Source organism: Paenibacillus sp. FSL H8-0175, from assembly GCF_045040615.1.
Classification (GTDB): Bacteria; Bacillota; Bacilli; order Paenibacillales; family Paenibacillaceae; genus Paenibacillus_AQ; species Paenibacillus_AQ odorifer.
Window position 1 is genome coordinate 1065661 of record NZ_CP150299.1, and the last position, 16775, is coordinate 1082435.

Below are 16775 nucleotides of genomic sequence, written 5' to 3' on the forward strand. Positions count from 1 at the left end.
GGAATAGTGAAGTAAGTGGAAGTGTGGAGTAAAAAATGAGTGGAGTAGGGCATGCAGAAACTTCAACAGAAGCACAACAGAAAATAGTTGCACTTCGTACACTTATTTGAAGTGTTGGAGTATTTAATTGGTTTTAGTTGCACTTTGTGCAGCTGAAAATTGGCTTATCCCGCTGCAAGGCCATATTCCGAGAATATAGTTGCACAGAATACACTTATATGGATAATTTCTGCCGTGCAGGCTATTTTAAGTGTACAAAGTGCAATTATTTCGTCTGACTTACTCATACTGACTGAAGAGAGCTGCACCCCAACATAGCAGATTTTCACAAGGACTCCACCATGTGCAGATCTGCACGATCCATCTCACAGGTGCCGTACACTCGCAGCCAAATGCACCCAGCCACCGTACCGTACCGCACCGACTTCACCGTACCCCCCAATTCTACACAATAGTAGCGCATACCATACTCTTACTACGTTCTAGCCGCATATTCCCAGCGAGCAATTTCTCCACAGCAGGCGGGGCATGTTTAATGCAGGCGTCTAAATTGCTCCGGCGTAGTCCCGGATTGCTTGCGAAATGTGGCTACATAATGGCTGACATCGCGGAAGCCGACTAGCTGGGAGATAGCTTTTACCGTAAGATCGGGTTGGCTTACGAGCATTTCTTTGCTTTTCCGGATGCGTAACCGTACGAAATAGGCATAAGGCGAGAGTCCGAAAGTTTGGACGAATAGGTTGTTAAGATAGCGCCCAGATACGCCTAGTTCATCGGCTAGATCGTTCAGTCCAAGATCAGGATCGCCATAATGGCTGTCCATCCATTTTAGCAGTGGCTGCAGCTTATCTACATTGCGGGAAATCGCCGTATTATTTTGAAGCTGGCCATATTTACTCAAAGTAAGCAAAAAACGATAAGCATCTGTGGAGGCGCCGAGACCAAACATATCCTGATAGGCATCATGACGATCCAGCATTTCCTTCAGCAGATTTGGGAGAGGCGCTTCATTTTCCCAACGGTAAAAAGAATTACTATTCATCCCAAGCGTCTCCAAAATAGAGTGTGCCGAATCGCCACCAAACGTTAGATAATAGGTACCCCAGTTTTTGGTGGAAGCCTCATAACGATGGGGTGTATAAGGAAGTAGTAATACGCCGCTGCCTTCGGGCAGGGAAAAGGTTTTATTGTCAAAATGGATGATCCCTTCACCTTCTGAGGTTTGAAGCCAATGATACGTGTCATAGCCATCGGGGCGGGATACTTTTTCCTGATCATGATTGTGCCCCATACTGTCTAAAGTGATTGGCAAGTGCTGTCCACCTTCATGGACGAATACGATCCTGCGATGCATGATTTCGGACAATGTTATCCTCTCCTGTTAGTTCTATATTCTTATATGTATGAGATATTATTTTATATTTAAAGGGCAACCTTAACCATTTACAATAGATATATAATTATACTATAAAGGGTGTGCGAAGTGTGATTAACGATAAATTACCTAAAATTTGGTACGGTGGAGACTACAATCCGGAGCAATGGGATGCGCCAGTATGGGCTGAGGATGAACGCATGTTCAAGCTGGCGGGAATTGATGTTGCCACAATTAATGTGTTTTCCTGGGCTTTAATCCAACCTTCCGAAGATACTTATGATTTCTCCTCATTGGATGAATTAATGGATAGACTATATAAAAATGGAACTTATGTATGTCTAGCTACAGGAACAGGAGCACATCCAGCTTGGATGGCTCATCGTTATCCTGAAGTGACCCGTGTCGATGTGCAGGGCAGAAAACGTAAGTTCGGCGGACGTCATAACTCCAATCCGAACAGTTCAGTTTACCGCAAGTATGCAGCGAAGCTGGCTGGTAAGCTGGCAGAACGCTACAAGGATCATCCGGCACTGGTAGCTTGGCATATTTCTAATGAATATGGTGGCTATGATTATTCCGAACAGTCCGCTGCTGCCTTCCGTGTCTGGTTGAAGGAGCGTTATGGTTCGCTGGATGCTTTGAACAAGGCTTGGAATACACGCTTTTGGGGACATACGTTTTATGATTGGGAAGAAATTGTGGTGCCAAATGAGCTGAGTGAAGAATGGAACGGTAACCGTACTAACTTCCAAGGAATCTCGTTGGACTATCGCCGTTTTATGTCTTATAGCTTGCTCGAATGTTACAAAATCGAATACGAAGCGATCAAAGAACACAGCACCAACGTACCTGTTACAACGAACCTGATGGGCTTTTATCCGGAGCTGGATTATTTTGAGTGGGCCAAGCATATGGATGTAATTTCTTGGGACAACTATCCTTCACTGGACACACCGGTCAGCTTTACAGCAATGACACATGATCTTATGCGTGGATTAAAAAATGGCCAACCGTTCATGCTGATGGAGCAAACACCGAGCCAGCAGAACTGGCAACCGTACAACTCTTTGAAACGTCCAGGCGTTATGCGTCTATGGAGTTATCAGGCTGTGGCGCGTGGTGCAGATACTGTGTTGTTCTTCCAACTGCGTCGTTCGATAGGGGCTTGTGAAAAGTATCATGGAGCGGTAATTGAGCATGTGGGTCATGAACACACACGGGTATTCCGTGAATGTGCTGAGCTGGGTAAAGAGCTGGAGCAGCTTGGAGATCAACTACTGGATGCGCGCAGTGCAGCTAAAGTAGGGATCATCTACGATTGGGAAAATCGTTGGGCGCTTGATCTCTCAAGCGGTCCGTCGGTTGCCTTGGATTACGTGAATGAAGTCCACAAATATTATGATGCGCTGTATCAGCAAAATATCGAAGCCGACATGATCGGGGTCGAAGAGAACCTGTCCAAGTATGAAATTGTTATCGCACCCGTAATGTACATGGTCAAGCCAGGTTTTGCAGAGAAGGTTGAAGCTTTTGTAAAAGCGGGCGGCACATTCATTACAACTTATTTCAGCGGTGTTGTTAATGAGAACGACCTCGTGACGGTTGGAGGTTATCCAGGCGAGTTGCGTAAAGTGCTTGGAATTTGGGCAGAGGAAATCGATGCATTACTGCCAGGTATGAGCAATGAGCTCGTGCTGGATAAAACGTGGGGTAGCTTGAGTGGTTCTTATAAATGTGATCTGCTCTGCGATCTGATCCATGCCGAAGGGGCAGAAGTTTTGGCAGAGTACGGTTCTGATTTCTATAAAGGAATGCCTGCGTTGACTGTGAATAAATTTGGCGAAGGTAAAGCTTATTATGTGGCGACTAGCCCAGAAGCTGGATTCCTACAAGGATTCCTAGCGAATCTATGTGCCGAAAAGAACATTCAGCCGCTGGTAACTGCACCGGAAGGTATCGAATCTGTTCAACGTGTGAAGGATGGCGTATCTTACTTGTTCTTACTGAACCACACTGCCGGGGATTTAAGCGCGGATATTGGGGCAGCTGAGCGTACTGATCTACTGACAGGTAATGTAATCAGTGGTTCAGCAGTTGTACCGGGTCGTGGAGTATTGATTTTGTCGGATAAAAAATAGTTTATAGTATACGATTTTTAAAAAACTTTCCGGGCATAGCTTGTCCCCGGAAAGTTTTTTTGTTGTGAAGAAACTGATTAGCTGCTGCTGCCCGTGCTACCGTCTGGAGCGGATCCGCCGGGGTTTCCGCTGCTTAAGGTAATGCTCTCCGCCACAGTGGAATCTGATTTAAGTGTATATTGGATAATGTCATCAGCTTTCAGGTCAGCTAAGCTGATCGTGTTCTCCTGACGCGTGCCATTGTCGAAGGTAACCGTTACAATTTTGGTATCAGCATCAATTGTAATATCTGTGGTTTCCTCGGAGAAGGTTTGCTGCATCCCGCCGCCCTGTGGTCCACCACCTTGTCCACCGCCGTCAGGGGCTCCACCTTCCGGTATTCCCCCCTCTGGAGGTGTACCGTTTTCTGAGCCTTGATCACCTTCGGGTCTTTCCGGCGGAGTACCAGCCTGGCCGTTCTGCATATCGGCTCCAGCCGTATCTCCAGTGCCTTGTGCGGGCGGGGAAGGCATTTCTGACGTATAGATTGTAATTGTGTTGTCGCTAATACTCTTAATCTTGCCGAAATTCATGGACATGTCGGGTCTGCCGTTTTGTTGATTGCCGTTTCCTTGAGATTGCTGTGCCTCAGTGTTATCTGCGGGTGCCGTGTTCGCTTGGTTATTAGTAACAGCTGTTCCTTCGGACTCCGAATTGGTGCTGCAGCCAGCCAATAGTAGAGAAGCGAGTAGACTTCCTGAGATCATAATCGGTATTAATTTCTTCATTTATTTTCTCTCCTTAATAGTTTTAGATTGATTAGGAGAAATATATCAGACGGTTCTGAAAGGTTGCTTAAGATCAGCTGAAAGTTTGCCTAAAGAAATAGATCATGTAAATGCTATATAATAATCATATAAGTGGGATAAAACTCTACAAAGATAAGTCATTGTAAGACATAACCAACGTTCAGGAAAGAGGCAGTACATGAAGAATTTACTCGTAACAGGCTACCGTGCGCATGAGCTCGGTATTTTTGACAATAAGCATCCGGGAATTCCTTATATCAAAAAGGCGCTGTCTAACAGATTAAAGCCGCTAATTGAAGAAGGCGTCGAATGGATTATTACCCCCGGCCAGTATGGTGTCGATCTTTGGGCTTGTGAGGTGGTATGTGAACTCAAGACTCAATATCCTGAATTGAAATTGGGGATCATTACGGCGCATACTGGACAGGAAGAGAAGTGGAAGGAAGAGAAGCAGGAGGAATACCGACGTATTATTGCGGGTGCGGACTTTTGCAGGGCGGTCAGTAATGCCCCTTATGACGGCAGCTGGCAGTTCAGGGCCAGAGATGACTTGTTGTTCCGCAAAAGTGACGGGATATTGCTCTTTTATGATGAGGATGCGGCGGAAGGCAGCCCGAAGTTTTTTAAAGAACGAGCGCTGAAGCTGCATGCAGAGGGGGACTACGAGCTGTTTCTTATTCATTCTGATGAGATTCAAAATATTGCCGATGAAGAAAATCAGCGAGATTATGAATAAAGCTACGAACGAAGACATCGCGAAATAAAAAAGCCCGAATCGGCATTGGGAAATCACCGTTACGGGCTTTAGTTTCTATTTGAACGAGAGGCGGAGAATAGGATGAGTGAGGTCAATCAAGCAGATATTTGTTATGTTATTTTGCTTAGCCCGACGAATCAAGACCGTAGAGACATGGAGATTATTCGTGGTCATGTTAAGCATTTACAAGAGCTGGACCGTAAAGGACAATTAGTGCTGTGTGGTCCCTTTAGTGATTGTCCTGGCGGTATGGTTATTGTAAGAGCGAACTCACGCGAAGAAGCCGTTCTCCTTGCCGAAAAAGATCCTTACGTGCTGTCTGGCATTCGTAGCTATGAAGTGCGTACATGGAGTCTGTCCCATGAGGGAAACAGGCATTTAGGTATTGTTCCGCTCCAGGAATAGGTTTAATCAATGAAGCTTTTTAGCGAAGGTGCTTTTCGCACTTTGTAATGCTGCTCATAGGCATAGGCTAGCTTGATAAGCGTAGGCTCCTGATAAGCTTTTGCTGAGAAGGTTACACCAAAGGGAGCGCCGGCCGACGTGTATCCAGAAGGAACGACGATGGACGGATATCCTGCTCTGGAAGTAATTCTGGCGCCAAAATCGGCAGGGAACAGCAGGGCATCCAGATTGTATTCTTTCATAGTGGCATCGATCCCTTCTTCCTTGCACAGCTTCAGGTCAGTCGCACGATGGCGTAAATATTGAGCTTCGCTTTGTGTGCCGGAGGAGGTATATTCCGCATCTATTAATGTAGCTTGACCAAATCTCAAAGTCTCCACAGGGTGTGCATGATTAAAATCAATAATATCCTTCAAGGTTCGCATAGGTGCTCCGGGGCCCAAATGAGATAAATAAGCATTCAGTGCTGTTTTGAATTCGTTTAATACCACCGAAGAGTAACTAATTTTGCGGGCGGTCTTAATATCCGCAGGATCAATGATGGTCGCTCCAAGCTCTCTCATCCTGTCGACGGAAGCGTTGAACAAAGCAAGCTGCTCATCTGTGAGCTCCTCAAAATAATAATCACGTGGTATCCCAATTCGAGCGCCCTGCAAACCATTCGGATCAAGGAATACAGTATAATCCTCGTGGATTCTACCTGTATTTGTTCCCATAGCTGCATCGCGTTGATCCTTGCCCAGCATGGCGTTTAGCAGTAACACGGCATCATGAACGGTTCTAGCCATAGGGCCTGCGGTGTCTTGTGTATTGGAGAGCGGCAGGATTCCTGAACGGCTGAGCAGCCCCACGGTGGGCTTAATGCCGATGATGGAGCCCAAATTACCGGGATTAAGAATCGATCCCGAAGTTTCTGTGCCAACAGAGACCGTACAGAAATTACAAGCGACAGCTACTGCTGAACCCGCACTAGAGCCGCCGGTTGGCGTAGAAATATTGTAGGGGTTAAGGACTTGCCCGCCGCGGGAGCTGTAACCGGAGGGCATGCCGTTCGTCATAAAATTGGCGAATTCGGTCATATTGGCTTTACCCATAATAATGGCGCCGGCTTCACGCAGCTTGGTAACTATAAACGCATCTTCCCCGGCAAAAGAATTCGCCAAAGCCAGCGAACCCGCACTTGTATGCATTTTGTCCCCAGTATTGATATTATCTTTCAATAACACAGGTATCCCGTGCAGGGGGCCGCGTGGGCCATTAATTGCCCGTTCCACATCCAGAGATTCTGCGATAAACAACGCATCAGGATTAATCTCCAGTACAGAGTTAATCGTCAGGCCGTTTTTGTCGTGATCAGCAATGCGTTCATAATACATGAGAACTAGTTGTTTTGACGTAATTTCTCCGGCTTCTAATGCGGCTTGGATGTCCGGTATGGTGGCCTCTACGATTTCAAAACTCATATGCGTTCACGCTTCTTTCCCTCTAGGATATGGCTTCTCCTTCATCTAACCATAATTTGGGTGTCGTTGGTAGTTTTCTTTTTAGACTTACATTTTGATTGGCCATTTGATATATTCAGGTCTGCATTGTAATTTTTTTATTTTTCTAGATTAGGAGCTAAATTAAGAACATGAAAAACCACAACTTTGCTTCAAAAATTATCACTTTTTTTGTGGTGATGATAAGTTTTGCTGTTTTATCTTCAAGTCAAGCCTTTGCGGAAGACAGTGATCTCAAATGTTATTTGGACGGTAAGCAATTACATTTTAATGTAAGTCCTATACTGAAAGATGGAGTTACATACGTACCTATGCGGGCGATCTTTGAAGCTTTAGGCGCAACTATTAAATGGGATAATCATGCGAAGTCGGTCTCAGCGATTAAAGGGGATATTAACATTTTTTATCTGGTCAAGGAAGGAAGAGTAATTGTAAACGCCAAAGAGCATGAGCAAGTCTTAAAGGGTATCAATTTTCAAAATAATACACTAGTTCCTTTAAGATTTATTAGCGGAGTGTTGGGTAGTAGTGTCACTTGGGATGAAGGTACAAAATCTATTTACATAACCTCACCAGTTGCCGAGGAGAAGATTATTGCCCCGGTCAACAGAACAATTTCAGTAGGAAGCCAAGAGCAATCAAAATCGTTATCAGATGAGAGAAACAGGTTTGTTATAATCGTAAAGCACTACGGAATTAAAAATAATCAGTTGTATAGCTTGCTCGAATTTTCTAACATGGATAATAAAGACATCTCAATAAATTTTAAGTCCGGTGATCAAAAAATCATAAAGACATTCTCAAAGGAAAAGGACCCCATGCCGACTCTGAAAATTGAAAATTGTACGGAAGTAACCCATAAAGTAGTTATCGATAATATTGGCGGGAATATATATAAAATCCCGGAATTTTCAGTTAATCAGGCGTGTGTCAGTTCCAACCAATCCCAACAAGATGCGCTTGATGTATGGCGGAACAACAATTCCGGCCTCTCGGAATTAGGCAGTAACCTCGTGTCTGTCCGTAAATATATTCAAGATCAGACGGGTGGGCTGCAAAACTTTGTGATCCCAGCCAATAAAGCTGAACAGCTGATCTTGGTCGCCCCAGTTGGAGGGAAGGATAGGTTGGTTGTGGAGGGCAGTTATTTTGTAGGAGGTCTATCAAATAAGACTATAGAATTCCAACTAGATTATGAAGTGGTTTCTGAGCTCGATTTGGGTATTTATAGTTACATATATACGGAACCTGTATATTAAGGATCGTTTTATTAGAAAAGAGGTGTCCGAACGGCCAAAATAAATGGCTGCTCAGACACCTCTTTTGTTGTGAGTGTGTAGATTAAAGTCTGACAATTACTCCTGCGCTGCTGTAAATCCCTCTTCCGCTAAATATTCTTTAGCTTCCTCAAGCGTTTCAAACGCCATCTCCAGATTGAGGTCGGCATAGACATACCATAAATCATCCTCAAGCTTTAGGGTTAGGGTTTGGCCCTCATCATTAGTCCAGAGTGTATCGGCAGTTGCCGCAGCCTTTTTCTTTCTTTTGCTGGCTACAGGAGCATCAGGAATGTAAATAGACAGTGAGGTGATGGAGGCATCCAGCAAACTACGCAGCTCGGATTCCGAGTAGTCGCGAATATTCACGAAGCCCTTATCGTCTGTCTCGTAGCCCCGCAGTAAGCCTGCGAACACATAGCCATTACCATTTGGATGCAGGTGAAAAGCCACGGTTTTCTTATCATGCTGGCTTTCCTCGTAGTGATAGTTCACGCGCCCAAGGGATACATTTTTGCGTTCCAGCTGGGGGTAAGAGTCGAGAATCGCTAATTTTTGTTCAAAAGTAAGCATATACAGCCTCCGGTTTTCGGTGTGATTGTGCACATGATTATACCATGTCGATGGATCGCAGACTATTTTTTAATCATCAAGCGGCAGAGACAGCACGAAGGTGCAGCCTTTGTCTGAGTGCGCCTCAAGCACGAGGCTTCCATTCATAGATTCGGCCAACAGACGGCTGAAGGTTAGGCCGAGTCCTAGACCACGCAGTGTGCTCTGCTTATCGCTGCCCCGGAAGAAGGCTTCGAAGACATGCTCACTATGATTGGATGAGATGCCAAGCCCATTATCTTGAACACGGATTTCGGCAAAGCCATGACCTTGCTGATCCAGCAGTTCTATTGTAAGCTGCACCTTTCGATCCGGAGCTTTGGCTTGTACACTGTTATTAAGTAGATTGACGATTATCTGCTGGATACGAAGGGAGTCCCCACGCAAAAATAAGGGATTAATCGGCATATGAAGCACGGGTTCAGCAACATCTTCCGCCTGTGTCAGTTTCCATTGATATACGATTTCTGATAGTAGTGGTACGGCATCCAGTCGGTCGTGACGAACAGAAACCATTCCTGCAGTCAGGGCATTGTAATCCAGAAGGTCGGCTACCATTCGCTGCAACCGTCCAGCCTCCAGCAGGGCAATATCCAGAAATTCCGCAGCTTCATCACCTTCAACGACCCCTTCGCGTACAGCATGCACCAAGCCTTTAATAGAAGTTACGGGTGTTTTCAACTCATGGGAGACTCCGGCCAGCATTACGGCTCGAGACTGCTCAAATTGCTGTAACTTGCCTGCCATCTCTTCAAAAGACATCATCAGCTCATGAATTTCCCGCTCTTTAGCATCCTTATCTAGAACGATATCATAACGGCCATGGCTGATTTGAGCCGCAGCCTCGACTACCTTCTGAATGGGTTTTGCCAGTTTACGAGATAAGAGGTAAATGGTTAGCCAACTTAAGATGATTAGAAACAGCAGCAGTATGGAGAAAAATATGATCTCCTCCTGTGGAATATGCCGCAGCGATTTTTTGGATTGCAGGACAATAACCTGTCCCAGTGTTTTGTCATCCGAATTTATGGGAGCCACAGCAGCTTTGAACTCCGGACTGCGGGAGTCGTTCAAGCTATCATTTAGCTTATATCTCATTTCCTTGTCAGTTAGAGGTGGCAGGGAGAATAGCATTTGACCTTGTTGATCAGTAATGATCACGCACATCTCTATGGTTAACTTGAAAAACCGCTTCCGGTCTTCGATCAGTTTTTCGAGATTTTGGCTGATTTCAATGGAGCCTTCCATATTTAAGCTGCGATCTGCAATCTCCTGTGCCAAAAGCCCCGCAGTCTGCAGACGATTGCTCATAGCCTCCTGACGGATCCACCATAATGTAGCTAAAGCTGTGAGGAGCAGGCCTACACTAATAATGAGCAGATAACGTATCGTCCAGTAAGAAAGGATAGAGGTGCGTTTGGGGTTGTTTCTCTTTAAGTTGTCCATAATTGATATCCCGTCCCCCTTAGGGTACGGATTTCCCCCTCACTAGTAGGCCAGTGCGACAACGCTTGGCGTAGTCTTTTGATCGACAAATCTACCGCCCGGTCGCTTCCTTCATAATCCATTTCCCATACAAATTCTATTAATTGCTCACGCGTACAAATCTGATTAGGCCTTTCAGCGAGAAATAACAGCACTGACATATCCCGAGGACTAAGACTCAGCTCAGCCCCATTTAAAAAGACAGCACGTGCTGTGAAGTCGATAAACAAACTGCCATAATGCCGTTTACGGCTGCCATCAGACCACTGCGAGGGACGGCGTAAGACAGCGTTCACGCGTGCTACCACCTCCTCGGGAATAAAAGGTTTAGACATATAATCATCCGCACCACCGTCGAGACCGGCTAGCCGGTCATTGATCCCATCTCTTGCCGTCAGCATGATCACAGGGCAGCTGCTTTTTTCACGGATGAGCTTAAGCAGTTCAAAGCCGTCCATGTTTGGCAGCATGATGTCTAGTAATACTAATGAAGGAGGAGATATAGCAAAAGACTCCAGCGCAGCGCGTCCATCAGCTACACGGGTGACTTGAAAGCCTGCTTTTTTCAGATAAGCACTGAGGACCCTAGAGATGGCTTCTTCATCTTCTACAACAAGAATGGATTTCGTCAAATTGGAGTACCTCCAGTCCATAAAATTTACGACAAGTTTAACACATCATAGCCCGTTCTGCTCTGACTTCTTCCCGACATATTGCTTTGTTAGAATGAGGGACGAGCTTGAAAGCATACAGAAATTATGAATATTGGAGGGAACAGGATGAAGAGAAAAAGAATAGCCTTGATCGCTGCAGGAGTTATTATCGTAGGAGTAGTCACAGGTTATACATTACTGGATAAATCGCTGGGCAATAATGTAGAGATCGAGTCCGTGATTCCAAATCAAGCAACCACAGCAGATGCTGGAGAGACAACAAATAACACTGGAGCATCAGCAGGGGTGGCGGTCACAGCCGAACAATTAAACGGGGATTGGACCCTTGGGGAAACCTCTAAAGTCTATTGGTCAGTGACGACCTCTAAAGAAACAGTAAACTTCGTAGACAACAAAGTTCAGGGTACCTGGAAGGTAAATATAGAGGATTCTACTTCGATGGCCGGGGAAGGGACAGTGGATATGAGCGCTCTGGATTCTGGCAATAGCCAACGGGACGAGCATGTAAAAGGAGAGGATTTTCTATCCGTTACGGAATTTCCACAATCCACGTTTGTAGTGAAGTCATTTTCGGAGCTGCCGGCAGAATGGACTGAAGGAGCAACTGTGCCTGTTGAAATGCAGGGGACGCTTACCGTAAAAGGAGTAGAAAAGGACGTCACCTTTCAGTCGCAAGCGGCGTATAGCGGGGGACAGTTGATGCTGTCGGGAACGACAACAGTGGCCTTTTCTGACTTTGGTCTAAGCAATCCCCACACCGTTGTGCTGGATACAGAAAATAATCTTGAGGTTCGCTTGGAGCTTGTGCTGACAAAATAGTAGCTCTTTCGTAAGGATAACGCTGCTGTGAAATTTATAGAGAGACTGTACTGAAGAGATTTTCCCAGGCCGTGTTGGCTTTTGGGAGAGTCTCTTTGGTTTGGAATGAATTGTATGTTTTAATAGTAGTATCTGTCGAATAACTAGCAATAGTGGAGGTGTTCTTTGTGATCAAGGTGGCGGCAGCAATTATACATAATGAAGAAGGGCAGATTCTTATTGCCCGGCGGCGGCAAGGTAAATCGCAGGCAGGTCTGTGGGAATTTCCTGGTGGCAAAATAGAGCAGGATGAGAGCATCGCAGAGTGTCTGCAAAGAGAGCTTCAGGAAGAGATGGGGATCACAATCCTTCCCTATGAGAGCTTTGGCATGAACGAGCATAACTATGGAGAGATAAAGATCCAATTGATTGCTTGGAAAGCGCGGTATCAGGGAGGTGTAATTGATCTGGTGGATCACGACGAACATAGGTGGGTGCTTCCGGCTGAACTGGATCAGTTCATGTTTGCTCCGGCAGATCTTCCTTTTGTAGAACGTCTAGTGATGGAATCAAAGCCGGATTGAAGGGAGATATAATATAATATAGAAGAAAGGAAGAGCTTAAATGCCTGTATATGAAAAGCTAGTGCGTGACGGCATCCCCGATTTGATAGCTTCTCAAGGTAAAGATTTTAACACAAGGATATTAGAGTCCAAAGAATACATAACTGAACTACGTAAAAAATTGCAAGAAGAGTCGAAGGAATATTTTCAGGCAGCAAGTGATGAAGAAGCTCTGGAGGAGCTTGCCGATATGATGGAAGTGATTCAGGCTCTGGCGGAGACACACGGGAGCAATAGCGTGGAGCTGGAGAAGCAACGTGCAGAGAAAGCTAAACGTCGCGGTGGATTTAAGAAGGGGATATATCTGATTGAAGTGGAAGGAGAATAACGGGGAGATTATTTTTCCGCACAAGGAGGGTAAAACGTTGTTCAAAACCAAACTGACGATGATCTTAAGCAGTGTGGTGGCCTTGATTCCTGTAGCTATTTATTTATTCCTTTATTCCAAAATGCCGGATACCGTGCCGATTCATTATGATGGGAACATGGCTGATCGATTTGTAAGTAAAGCTAGTCTGGAGGTTATTTTGCAAAGCGGGCTGGGTTGTTTGGGATTCATAATCATGAAGCTTTTACAGTTCCTTTTGCAAAAAGCGTTTATTCAAAGCTCTAACGAGCACTCAGCGGCCTTGAGCAAGATCTGGAATATTGCTATTTTGGTGGTGACGGTGGTGTTTGCTGGCATCAGTTCCTATACATTCATTAGAATGGTCTGATAGAATTAAAGAGACTTAGCAGAAGGATTAGGAGGAACATGCAAATGAAAATGGACAACGCTTACAAGGTGAGATGGGGAATTATTAGCACAGGCTGGATTGCTCATCAATTTGTTACTGATTTGGCGCATGCCAGTAATGGTGTGGCTTATGCCGTTGGGTCAAGATCTCAGGAAAGTGCCGATGAATTTGCTGAAAATCATGGGATTCCGCATGCCTATGCAACCTATGAGGAATTGCTGAATGACCCGAATGTAGACGCGGTATATATTGGAACGCCGCATCCTTTTCACAAAGAAAATGCTTTAATGGCGCTGCGTGCAGGCAAAGCTGTCCTGTGTGAGAAACCTTTTACCGTAAACAGCGGTGAATTGGAAGAAGTTGTGGCCTATGCTAGAGCACATAAGCTATTCCTGATGGAGGCAATGTGGAGTCGCTACATCCCGGCGATTGTGAAGGTTAGAGAATGGATTGCTGAGGGTAGAATCGGTGATGTTCGTTTGGTGAAGGCAGACCTAGGGTTTCGTACCGACTGGAATCCGGAAGGCAGATTGCTGAATCCGCAGCTGGGCGGGGGTGCGCTGCTGGATGTGGGGATTTATCCGGTTTCTTTTGCCTCCATGTTGTTTGGACCTCATCCTGAGTCTATTTCCAGCACAGTGCACATAGGTGAGACTGGAGTGGACGAGCATTTCTCGATGCTGTTGTCATATGGTAACGGGAAAACCGCTTCGTTGAACGGTGGTATTCGTCTTAACATGTTGGAGGAAGCGCATGTGTTTGGCACAGAAGGCCGTATTATTGTAGAGGGTACATTAGTGAACCCGAAATCGGCTGCGCTTTATATAGGAGATGAGAAGGTAGAGAGCTTTGTGGACGACCGTGCTTCTATTGGATATTGTTTTGAAGCGGAGGAAGTAGGACGTTGTCTTCAGGCGGGGCTTACAGAGAGTCCGGTGATGACATTGGATGAATCGTTAGCGATTCTGAAACTGCTGGATCAAGTGCGTGCACAGTGGGGGCTTAAATACCCTGGAGAGTAATTAAAATATAAATTAAACACCCCTCGGTGCAGTGCTACACAAGTAGCTCCGAGGGGTGTTGTTATATTAACTAAGCTGCGCTAGTTCTGATTATTGGCGTTTTTGCCTGCCTGAACCCAGCCGGCCACTTCAACGGTACGCTTCGCTTGATGAAAAACAGCGTCACGGATCCGATCCTGATCTTCGATCATTTTACCGTCTCCATCTACACTGACACTTGTTCCGTAAGGGTTGCCTCCCGCACCAAATGTGACTGGATCGGTATAACCGGGTGCTGCAACAATGGCTCCCCAGTGATACATCGACGTATAGAGTGCCAAAATCGTAGCTTCTTGTCCACCATGCGGGTTCTGTGCTGAGCTCATGGCGCTGACGACTTTGTTTACTGTTAGTCCTTTGCCCCAAATGCCACCGGTTGTATCAATGAACTGCTTCATCTGGGAAGCAATGTTACCGTAACGGGTTGGGGAACTGAAAATAATCGCATCCGCTTCGACTATATCGTCGGGTGTGGCAACTGGGATATCTTTTGTTTTCTCAGCTAGGGCTTTCATGGCTGGATTTGCTTGAATTTTGTCCTCGGGGACGAGTTCCTGCACCTTCAGAAGTTTTACCTCAGCTCCTGCTTTTTCTGCGCTTTCCGCGGCCCATTGTGCTAGCTGGTAGTTAGTTCCTGTGGCACTGTAGTAGATGACAGCTAATTTGATTTTTGGCATGCTGTAGTCATTCCCTTCGAGTGTAGTTCCATACTATTAATTACCCTAATGGTGTCTTTATAACCCAGAATGAAATCAATCTATTCGAACTGGACAGACAGATGTCCACTTTGCCTGTGTATACTAAGTTCAATCACAGGAAATGAGGGAGAATGGATGAATACTTATTTTGTAGAGAAAGCAAAAATGACCTTGGCGGGGGTTAGCATACGCACAACTAATGAAGCAGAAATGGGACCTGATGGAGGTTTGTCGCAGCTGTGGGAAACTTATTTTCAGAGTAATATTGCGGGGCAGAAAGCTACGGTAAATCCTGAGTACATCTATGCTTTGTATACGGATTATGAGAGTGATGCGAGCGGAGCGTATACCGTTGTGATCGGGCATGAAGTAGCTGAGGAGAGACATTTAGAGGGAAGGCAGCTAGAGGAAGGCGAGCTAGAGGAAAACGAGCTAGAGGAAAGCAAGCTAGAGGAAAACGAGCTAGAGGAAAGCGAACTAGTGGAAAACCAGTTCACCTATGCGGCTGTACCGGAGAGCAAATACATGGTTTTTAAGACGAAAAAAGGTCCGGTATTTGAAGTAGTCGCGCAAGCGTGGGGGGAGATTTGGGCGTACTTTAAGGAGTCTGGGGAGGTAAGAACTTACACGGGGGATTTTGAGATTTATGATTCACGGAATTTCGACCCTGCTGACACGCAGGTTGAGATTTATATTGCGATTGAATAGATAGGGGAAGGATGGTTTTGTGTGCTTAGTGGGTTAAGTGCTTAAGCGGGAGATTTTTTAGGGAAAAGTGTTATAGGAAGTGTTATAGAAAAGTGTTTAAAGGGATGTGTTTTAAAGGGAAAAAGGGATTTAAGGGAGTTGCTTCTGATAGTAGTATCAAGCAGCTTGCGAGAGAAAGGGGGGCTGCCGAGAGGCAGTCCCTATTTTTGCTGACGGCTAGGTATCGGGGAGAAGGGTTACTTGACAGTGGAAGAGAATATAAACAGCTTAAAATTATCGGGATGTGTTGTTAATCTTTGCTGAGGCTTGCATTTAGGCAGACGGGGGGAGACATAAGAGAAGCCCTAGAGTATATATACTTAACTAATGTGTCTGCGGAAAAATATACGGTAAAAATCCCGTATATTTGCTGGATTGGGCAGAAGTGGCGGGGATGTACGGTAAAAATCCCGTAGATTTGCTGGATTGGGCTCAAGTGGCGAGAATGAACGGTAAAAATCCCGTAGAATTGCTGGGTTGAGCCAAAGTGGCGGGGATGTACGGTAAAAATCCCGTAGATTTGCTGGATTGGGCAGAAGTGGCAGGGATGTACGGGGAAATCCCGTAGATTTGCTGGATTGGGCTCAAGTGGCGCGAATGAACGGTAAAAATCCCGTAGATTTGCTAGATTGGGCTCAAGTGGCGCGATGAATGGTAAAAATACTCTACATCAGCTGCATAGCGTCGAATTAGTCAGAAATAGGAGCAAAAATGCCTTACATTAGCCGCCCCGAGCTAAAGTAGCAAGAAAGAGAGGCAAAAGTGCTCTACATTAGCCGCCCCGAGCTAAAGTAGCAAGAAAGAGAGGCGAAATTGCTCTACATTAGCCGCCCCGAGCCAAAGTAGCAATAAAGAGAGACAAAAATGCCCTACATTAGCGGCAAACGCCGCTTGGACCTAGTCAAAGTTAGTTTGATGGAGGAGCTATTGGAGTGGGTATTGTTAATGGAGTTAATGCACTTTTGGAACTGATCCAGTTGGTGAAACTAACGGAGTTGATAGAGCTAATGTAACTATAGAAGTTAATGTAGTCGGCAAAGCTAGTTAGTTAAGCAAATGTGGTTGATGGAACTGAGATAATTGGTGAAGCTGCTG

General features: G+C 45.5%; 17 protein-coding genes. 10 read left to right on the top strand and 7 right to left on the bottom strand.

From position 1 onward, the window contains the following. Window positions 1–532: 532 nt before the first annotated feature. On the bottom strand, window positions 533–1366 hold the full coding sequence (locus MHH46_RS04595; RefSeq protein WP_254848824.1) for an AraC family transcriptional regulator: 834 nt from the start codon (window positions 1364–1366) through the stop codon (window positions 533–535). Between the two features lie 119 nt (window positions 1367–1485). On the opposite strand from MHH46_RS04595, the gene MHH46_RS04600 reads away from it, so the two are divergent. Beyond that, window positions 1486–3516, top strand: coding sequence for a beta-galactosidase (locus MHH46_RS04600; protein WP_076194396.1), 2031 nt, complete (start codon window positions 1486–1488; stop codon window positions 3514–3516). A 77-nt stretch (window positions 3517–3593) separates the two neighbouring features. On the opposite strand, the gene MHH46_RS04605 is transcribed toward MHH46_RS04600, so the two are convergent. Further along, window positions 3594–4283, bottom strand: a complete 690-nt coding sequence (locus MHH46_RS04605) for a hypothetical protein (RefSeq protein ID WP_076194399.1) — start codon at window positions 4281–4283, stop codon at window positions 3594–3596. A gap of 199 nt (window positions 4284–4482) precedes the next feature. Between MHH46_RS04605 and MHH46_RS04610 the strand changes: the two genes are divergently transcribed. Beyond that, on the top strand, window positions 4483–5040 hold the full coding sequence (locus MHH46_RS04610) for a DUF1273 domain-containing protein (RefSeq protein WP_036680784.1): 558 nt from the start codon (window positions 4483–4485) through the stop codon (window positions 5038–5040). Window positions 5041–5142: 102 nt separating this feature from the next. After that, on the top strand, window positions 5143–5466 hold the full coding sequence (locus MHH46_RS04615; RefSeq protein WP_051491142.1) for a YciI family protein: 324 nt from the start codon (window positions 5143–5145) through the stop codon (window positions 5464–5466). A 2-nt stretch (window positions 5467–5468) separates the two neighbouring features. Here MHH46_RS04615 and MHH46_RS04620 read toward each other — a convergent pair whose 3' ends face one another. Next, window positions 5469–6929, bottom strand: coding sequence for an amidase family protein (locus MHH46_RS04620; RefSeq protein WP_076194402.1), 1461 nt, complete (start codon window positions 6927–6929; stop codon window positions 5469–5471). 170 nt (window positions 6930–7099) lie between these two features. Between MHH46_RS04620 and MHH46_RS04625 the strand changes: the two genes are divergently transcribed. After that, window positions 7100–8227, top strand: coding sequence for a copper amine oxidase N-terminal domain-containing protein (locus MHH46_RS04625; protein WP_076194405.1), 1128 nt, complete (start codon window positions 7100–7102; stop codon window positions 8225–8227). A gap of 96 nt (window positions 8228–8323) precedes the next feature. Here the strand turns inward: MHH46_RS04625 and MHH46_RS04630 are convergent, their stop codons facing one another. From MHH46_RS04630 to MHH46_RS04640, 3 genes are all read right to left on the bottom strand, one after another. Continuing rightward, on the bottom strand, window positions 8324–8818 hold the full coding sequence (locus tag MHH46_RS04630; RefSeq protein ID WP_076099543.1) for a hypothetical protein: 495 nt from the start codon (window positions 8816–8818) through the stop codon (window positions 8324–8326). A 69-nt stretch (window positions 8819–8887) separates the two neighbouring features. Further along, the gene (locus tag MHH46_RS04635; protein ID WP_076194407.1) at window positions 8888–10303 is read right to left on the bottom strand and encodes a HAMP domain-containing sensor histidine kinase; all 1416 of its coding nucleotides are present in this window, start codon (window positions 10301–10303) and stop codon (window positions 8888–8890) included. Next, window positions 10291–10974, bottom strand: a complete 684-nt coding sequence (locus tag MHH46_RS04640) for a response regulator transcription factor (RefSeq protein WP_232061150.1) — start codon at window positions 10972–10974, stop codon at window positions 10291–10293. Before MHH46_RS04640 ends, MHH46_RS04635 begins: the two co-directional genes overlap by 13 nt. Window positions 10975–11121: 147 nt before the next feature. Between MHH46_RS04640 and MHH46_RS04645 the strand changes: the two genes are divergently transcribed. The 5 genes from MHH46_RS04645 (at window position 11122) to MHH46_RS04665 (ending at window position 14196) form a co-directional block, all read left to right on the top strand. Beyond that, on the top strand, window positions 11122–11835 hold the full coding sequence (locus MHH46_RS04645; protein WP_076194409.1) for a YceI family protein: 714 nt from the start codon (window positions 11122–11124) through the stop codon (window positions 11833–11835). Window positions 11836–12002: 167 nt separating this feature from the next. After that, the gene (mutT, locus tag MHH46_RS04650; protein WP_076185009.1) at window positions 12003–12398 is read left to right on the top strand and encodes an 8-oxo-dGTP diphosphatase MutT; all 396 of its coding nucleotides are present in this window, start codon (window positions 12003–12005) and stop codon (window positions 12396–12398) included. 40 nt (window positions 12399–12438) lie between these two features. Then, entirely contained in the window at window positions 12439–12765 is a 327-nt protein-coding gene (locus tag MHH46_RS04655) for a nucleoside triphosphate pyrophosphohydrolase (protein WP_076194412.1), read from the top strand. A gap of 37 nt (window positions 12766–12802) precedes the next feature. Continuing rightward, window positions 12803–13153, top strand: a complete 351-nt coding sequence (locus tag MHH46_RS04660; protein ID WP_081387265.1) for a DUF1648 domain-containing protein — start codon at window positions 12803–12805, stop codon at window positions 13151–13153. 44 nt (window positions 13154–13197) lie between these two features. Continuing rightward, window positions 13198–14196 carry a Gfo/Idh/MocA family protein gene (locus MHH46_RS04665; protein WP_405132573.1) on the top strand — a complete coding sequence of 333 codons (999 nt, stop codon included), beginning with the start codon at window positions 13198–13200 and terminating at the stop codon, window positions 14194–14196. Between the two features lie 80 nt (window positions 14197–14276). Here MHH46_RS04665 and wrbA read toward each other — a convergent pair whose 3' ends face one another. Continuing rightward, complete coding sequence (wrbA, locus tag MHH46_RS04670; RefSeq protein WP_076129597.1) at window positions 14277–14912, bottom strand: NAD(P)H:quinone oxidoreductase type IV; 636 nt, start codon at window positions 14910–14912, stop codon at window positions 14277–14279. Between the two features lie 156 nt (window positions 14913–15068). Here wrbA and MHH46_RS04675 point away from each other — a divergent pair, with 156 nt between their 5' ends. Then, entirely contained in the window at window positions 15069–15641 is a 573-nt protein-coding gene (locus MHH46_RS04675) for a GyrI-like domain-containing protein (RefSeq protein WP_076194424.1), read from the top strand. The last annotated feature ends 1134 nt before the right edge of the window (window positions 15642–16775 follow it).

What these genes read in the sequence shown, in the direction of transcription:
- MHH46_RS04605 (WP_076194399.1), bottom strand. Translation starts at nt 4,283, where the DNA reads ATGAAGAAATTAATACCGATTATGATCTCAGGAAGTCTACTCGCTTCT.
- MHH46_RS04610 (WP_036680784.1), top strand. Translation starts at nt 4,483, where the DNA reads ATGAAGAATTTACTCGTAACAGGCTACCGTGCGCATGAGCTCGGTATT.
- MHH46_RS04615 (WP_051491142.1), top strand. Translation starts at nt 5,143, where the DNA reads ATGAGTGAGGTCAATCAAGCAGATATTTGTTATGTTATTTTGCTTAGC.
- MHH46_RS04620 (WP_076194402.1), bottom strand. Translation starts at nt 6,929, where the DNA reads ATGAGTTTTGAAATCGTAGAGGCCACCATACCGGACATCCAAGCCGCA.
- MHH46_RS04625 (WP_076194405.1), top strand. Translation starts at nt 7,100, where the DNA reads ATGAAAAACCACAACTTTGCTTCAAAAATTATCACTTTTTTTGTGGTG.
- MHH46_RS04630 (WP_076099543.1), bottom strand. Translation starts at nt 8,818, where the DNA reads ATGCTTACTTTTGAACAAAAATTAGCGATTCTCGACTCTTACCCCCAG.
- MHH46_RS04635 (WP_076194407.1), bottom strand. Translation starts at nt 10,303, where the DNA reads ATGGACAACTTAAAGAGAAACAACCCCAAACGCACCTCTATCCTTTCT.
- MHH46_RS04645 (WP_076194409.1), top strand. Translation starts at nt 11,122, where the DNA reads ATGAAGAGAAAAAGAATAGCCTTGATCGCTGCAGGAGTTATTATCGTA.
- MHH46_RS04655 (WP_076194412.1), top strand. Translation starts at nt 12,439, where the DNA reads ATGCCTGTATATGAAAAGCTAGTGCGTGACGGCATCCCCGATTTGATA.
- MHH46_RS04665 (WP_405132573.1), top strand. Translation starts at nt 13,198, where the DNA reads ATGAAAATGGACAACGCTTACAAGGTGAGATGGGGAATTATTAGCACA.
- wrbA (WP_076129597.1), bottom strand. Translation starts at nt 14,912, where the DNA reads ATGCCAAAAATCAAATTAGCTGTCATCTACTACAGTGCCACAGGAACT.
- MHH46_RS04675 (WP_076194424.1), top strand. Translation starts at nt 15,069, where the DNA reads ATGAATACTTATTTTGTAGAGAAAGCAAAAATGACCTTGGCGGGGGTT.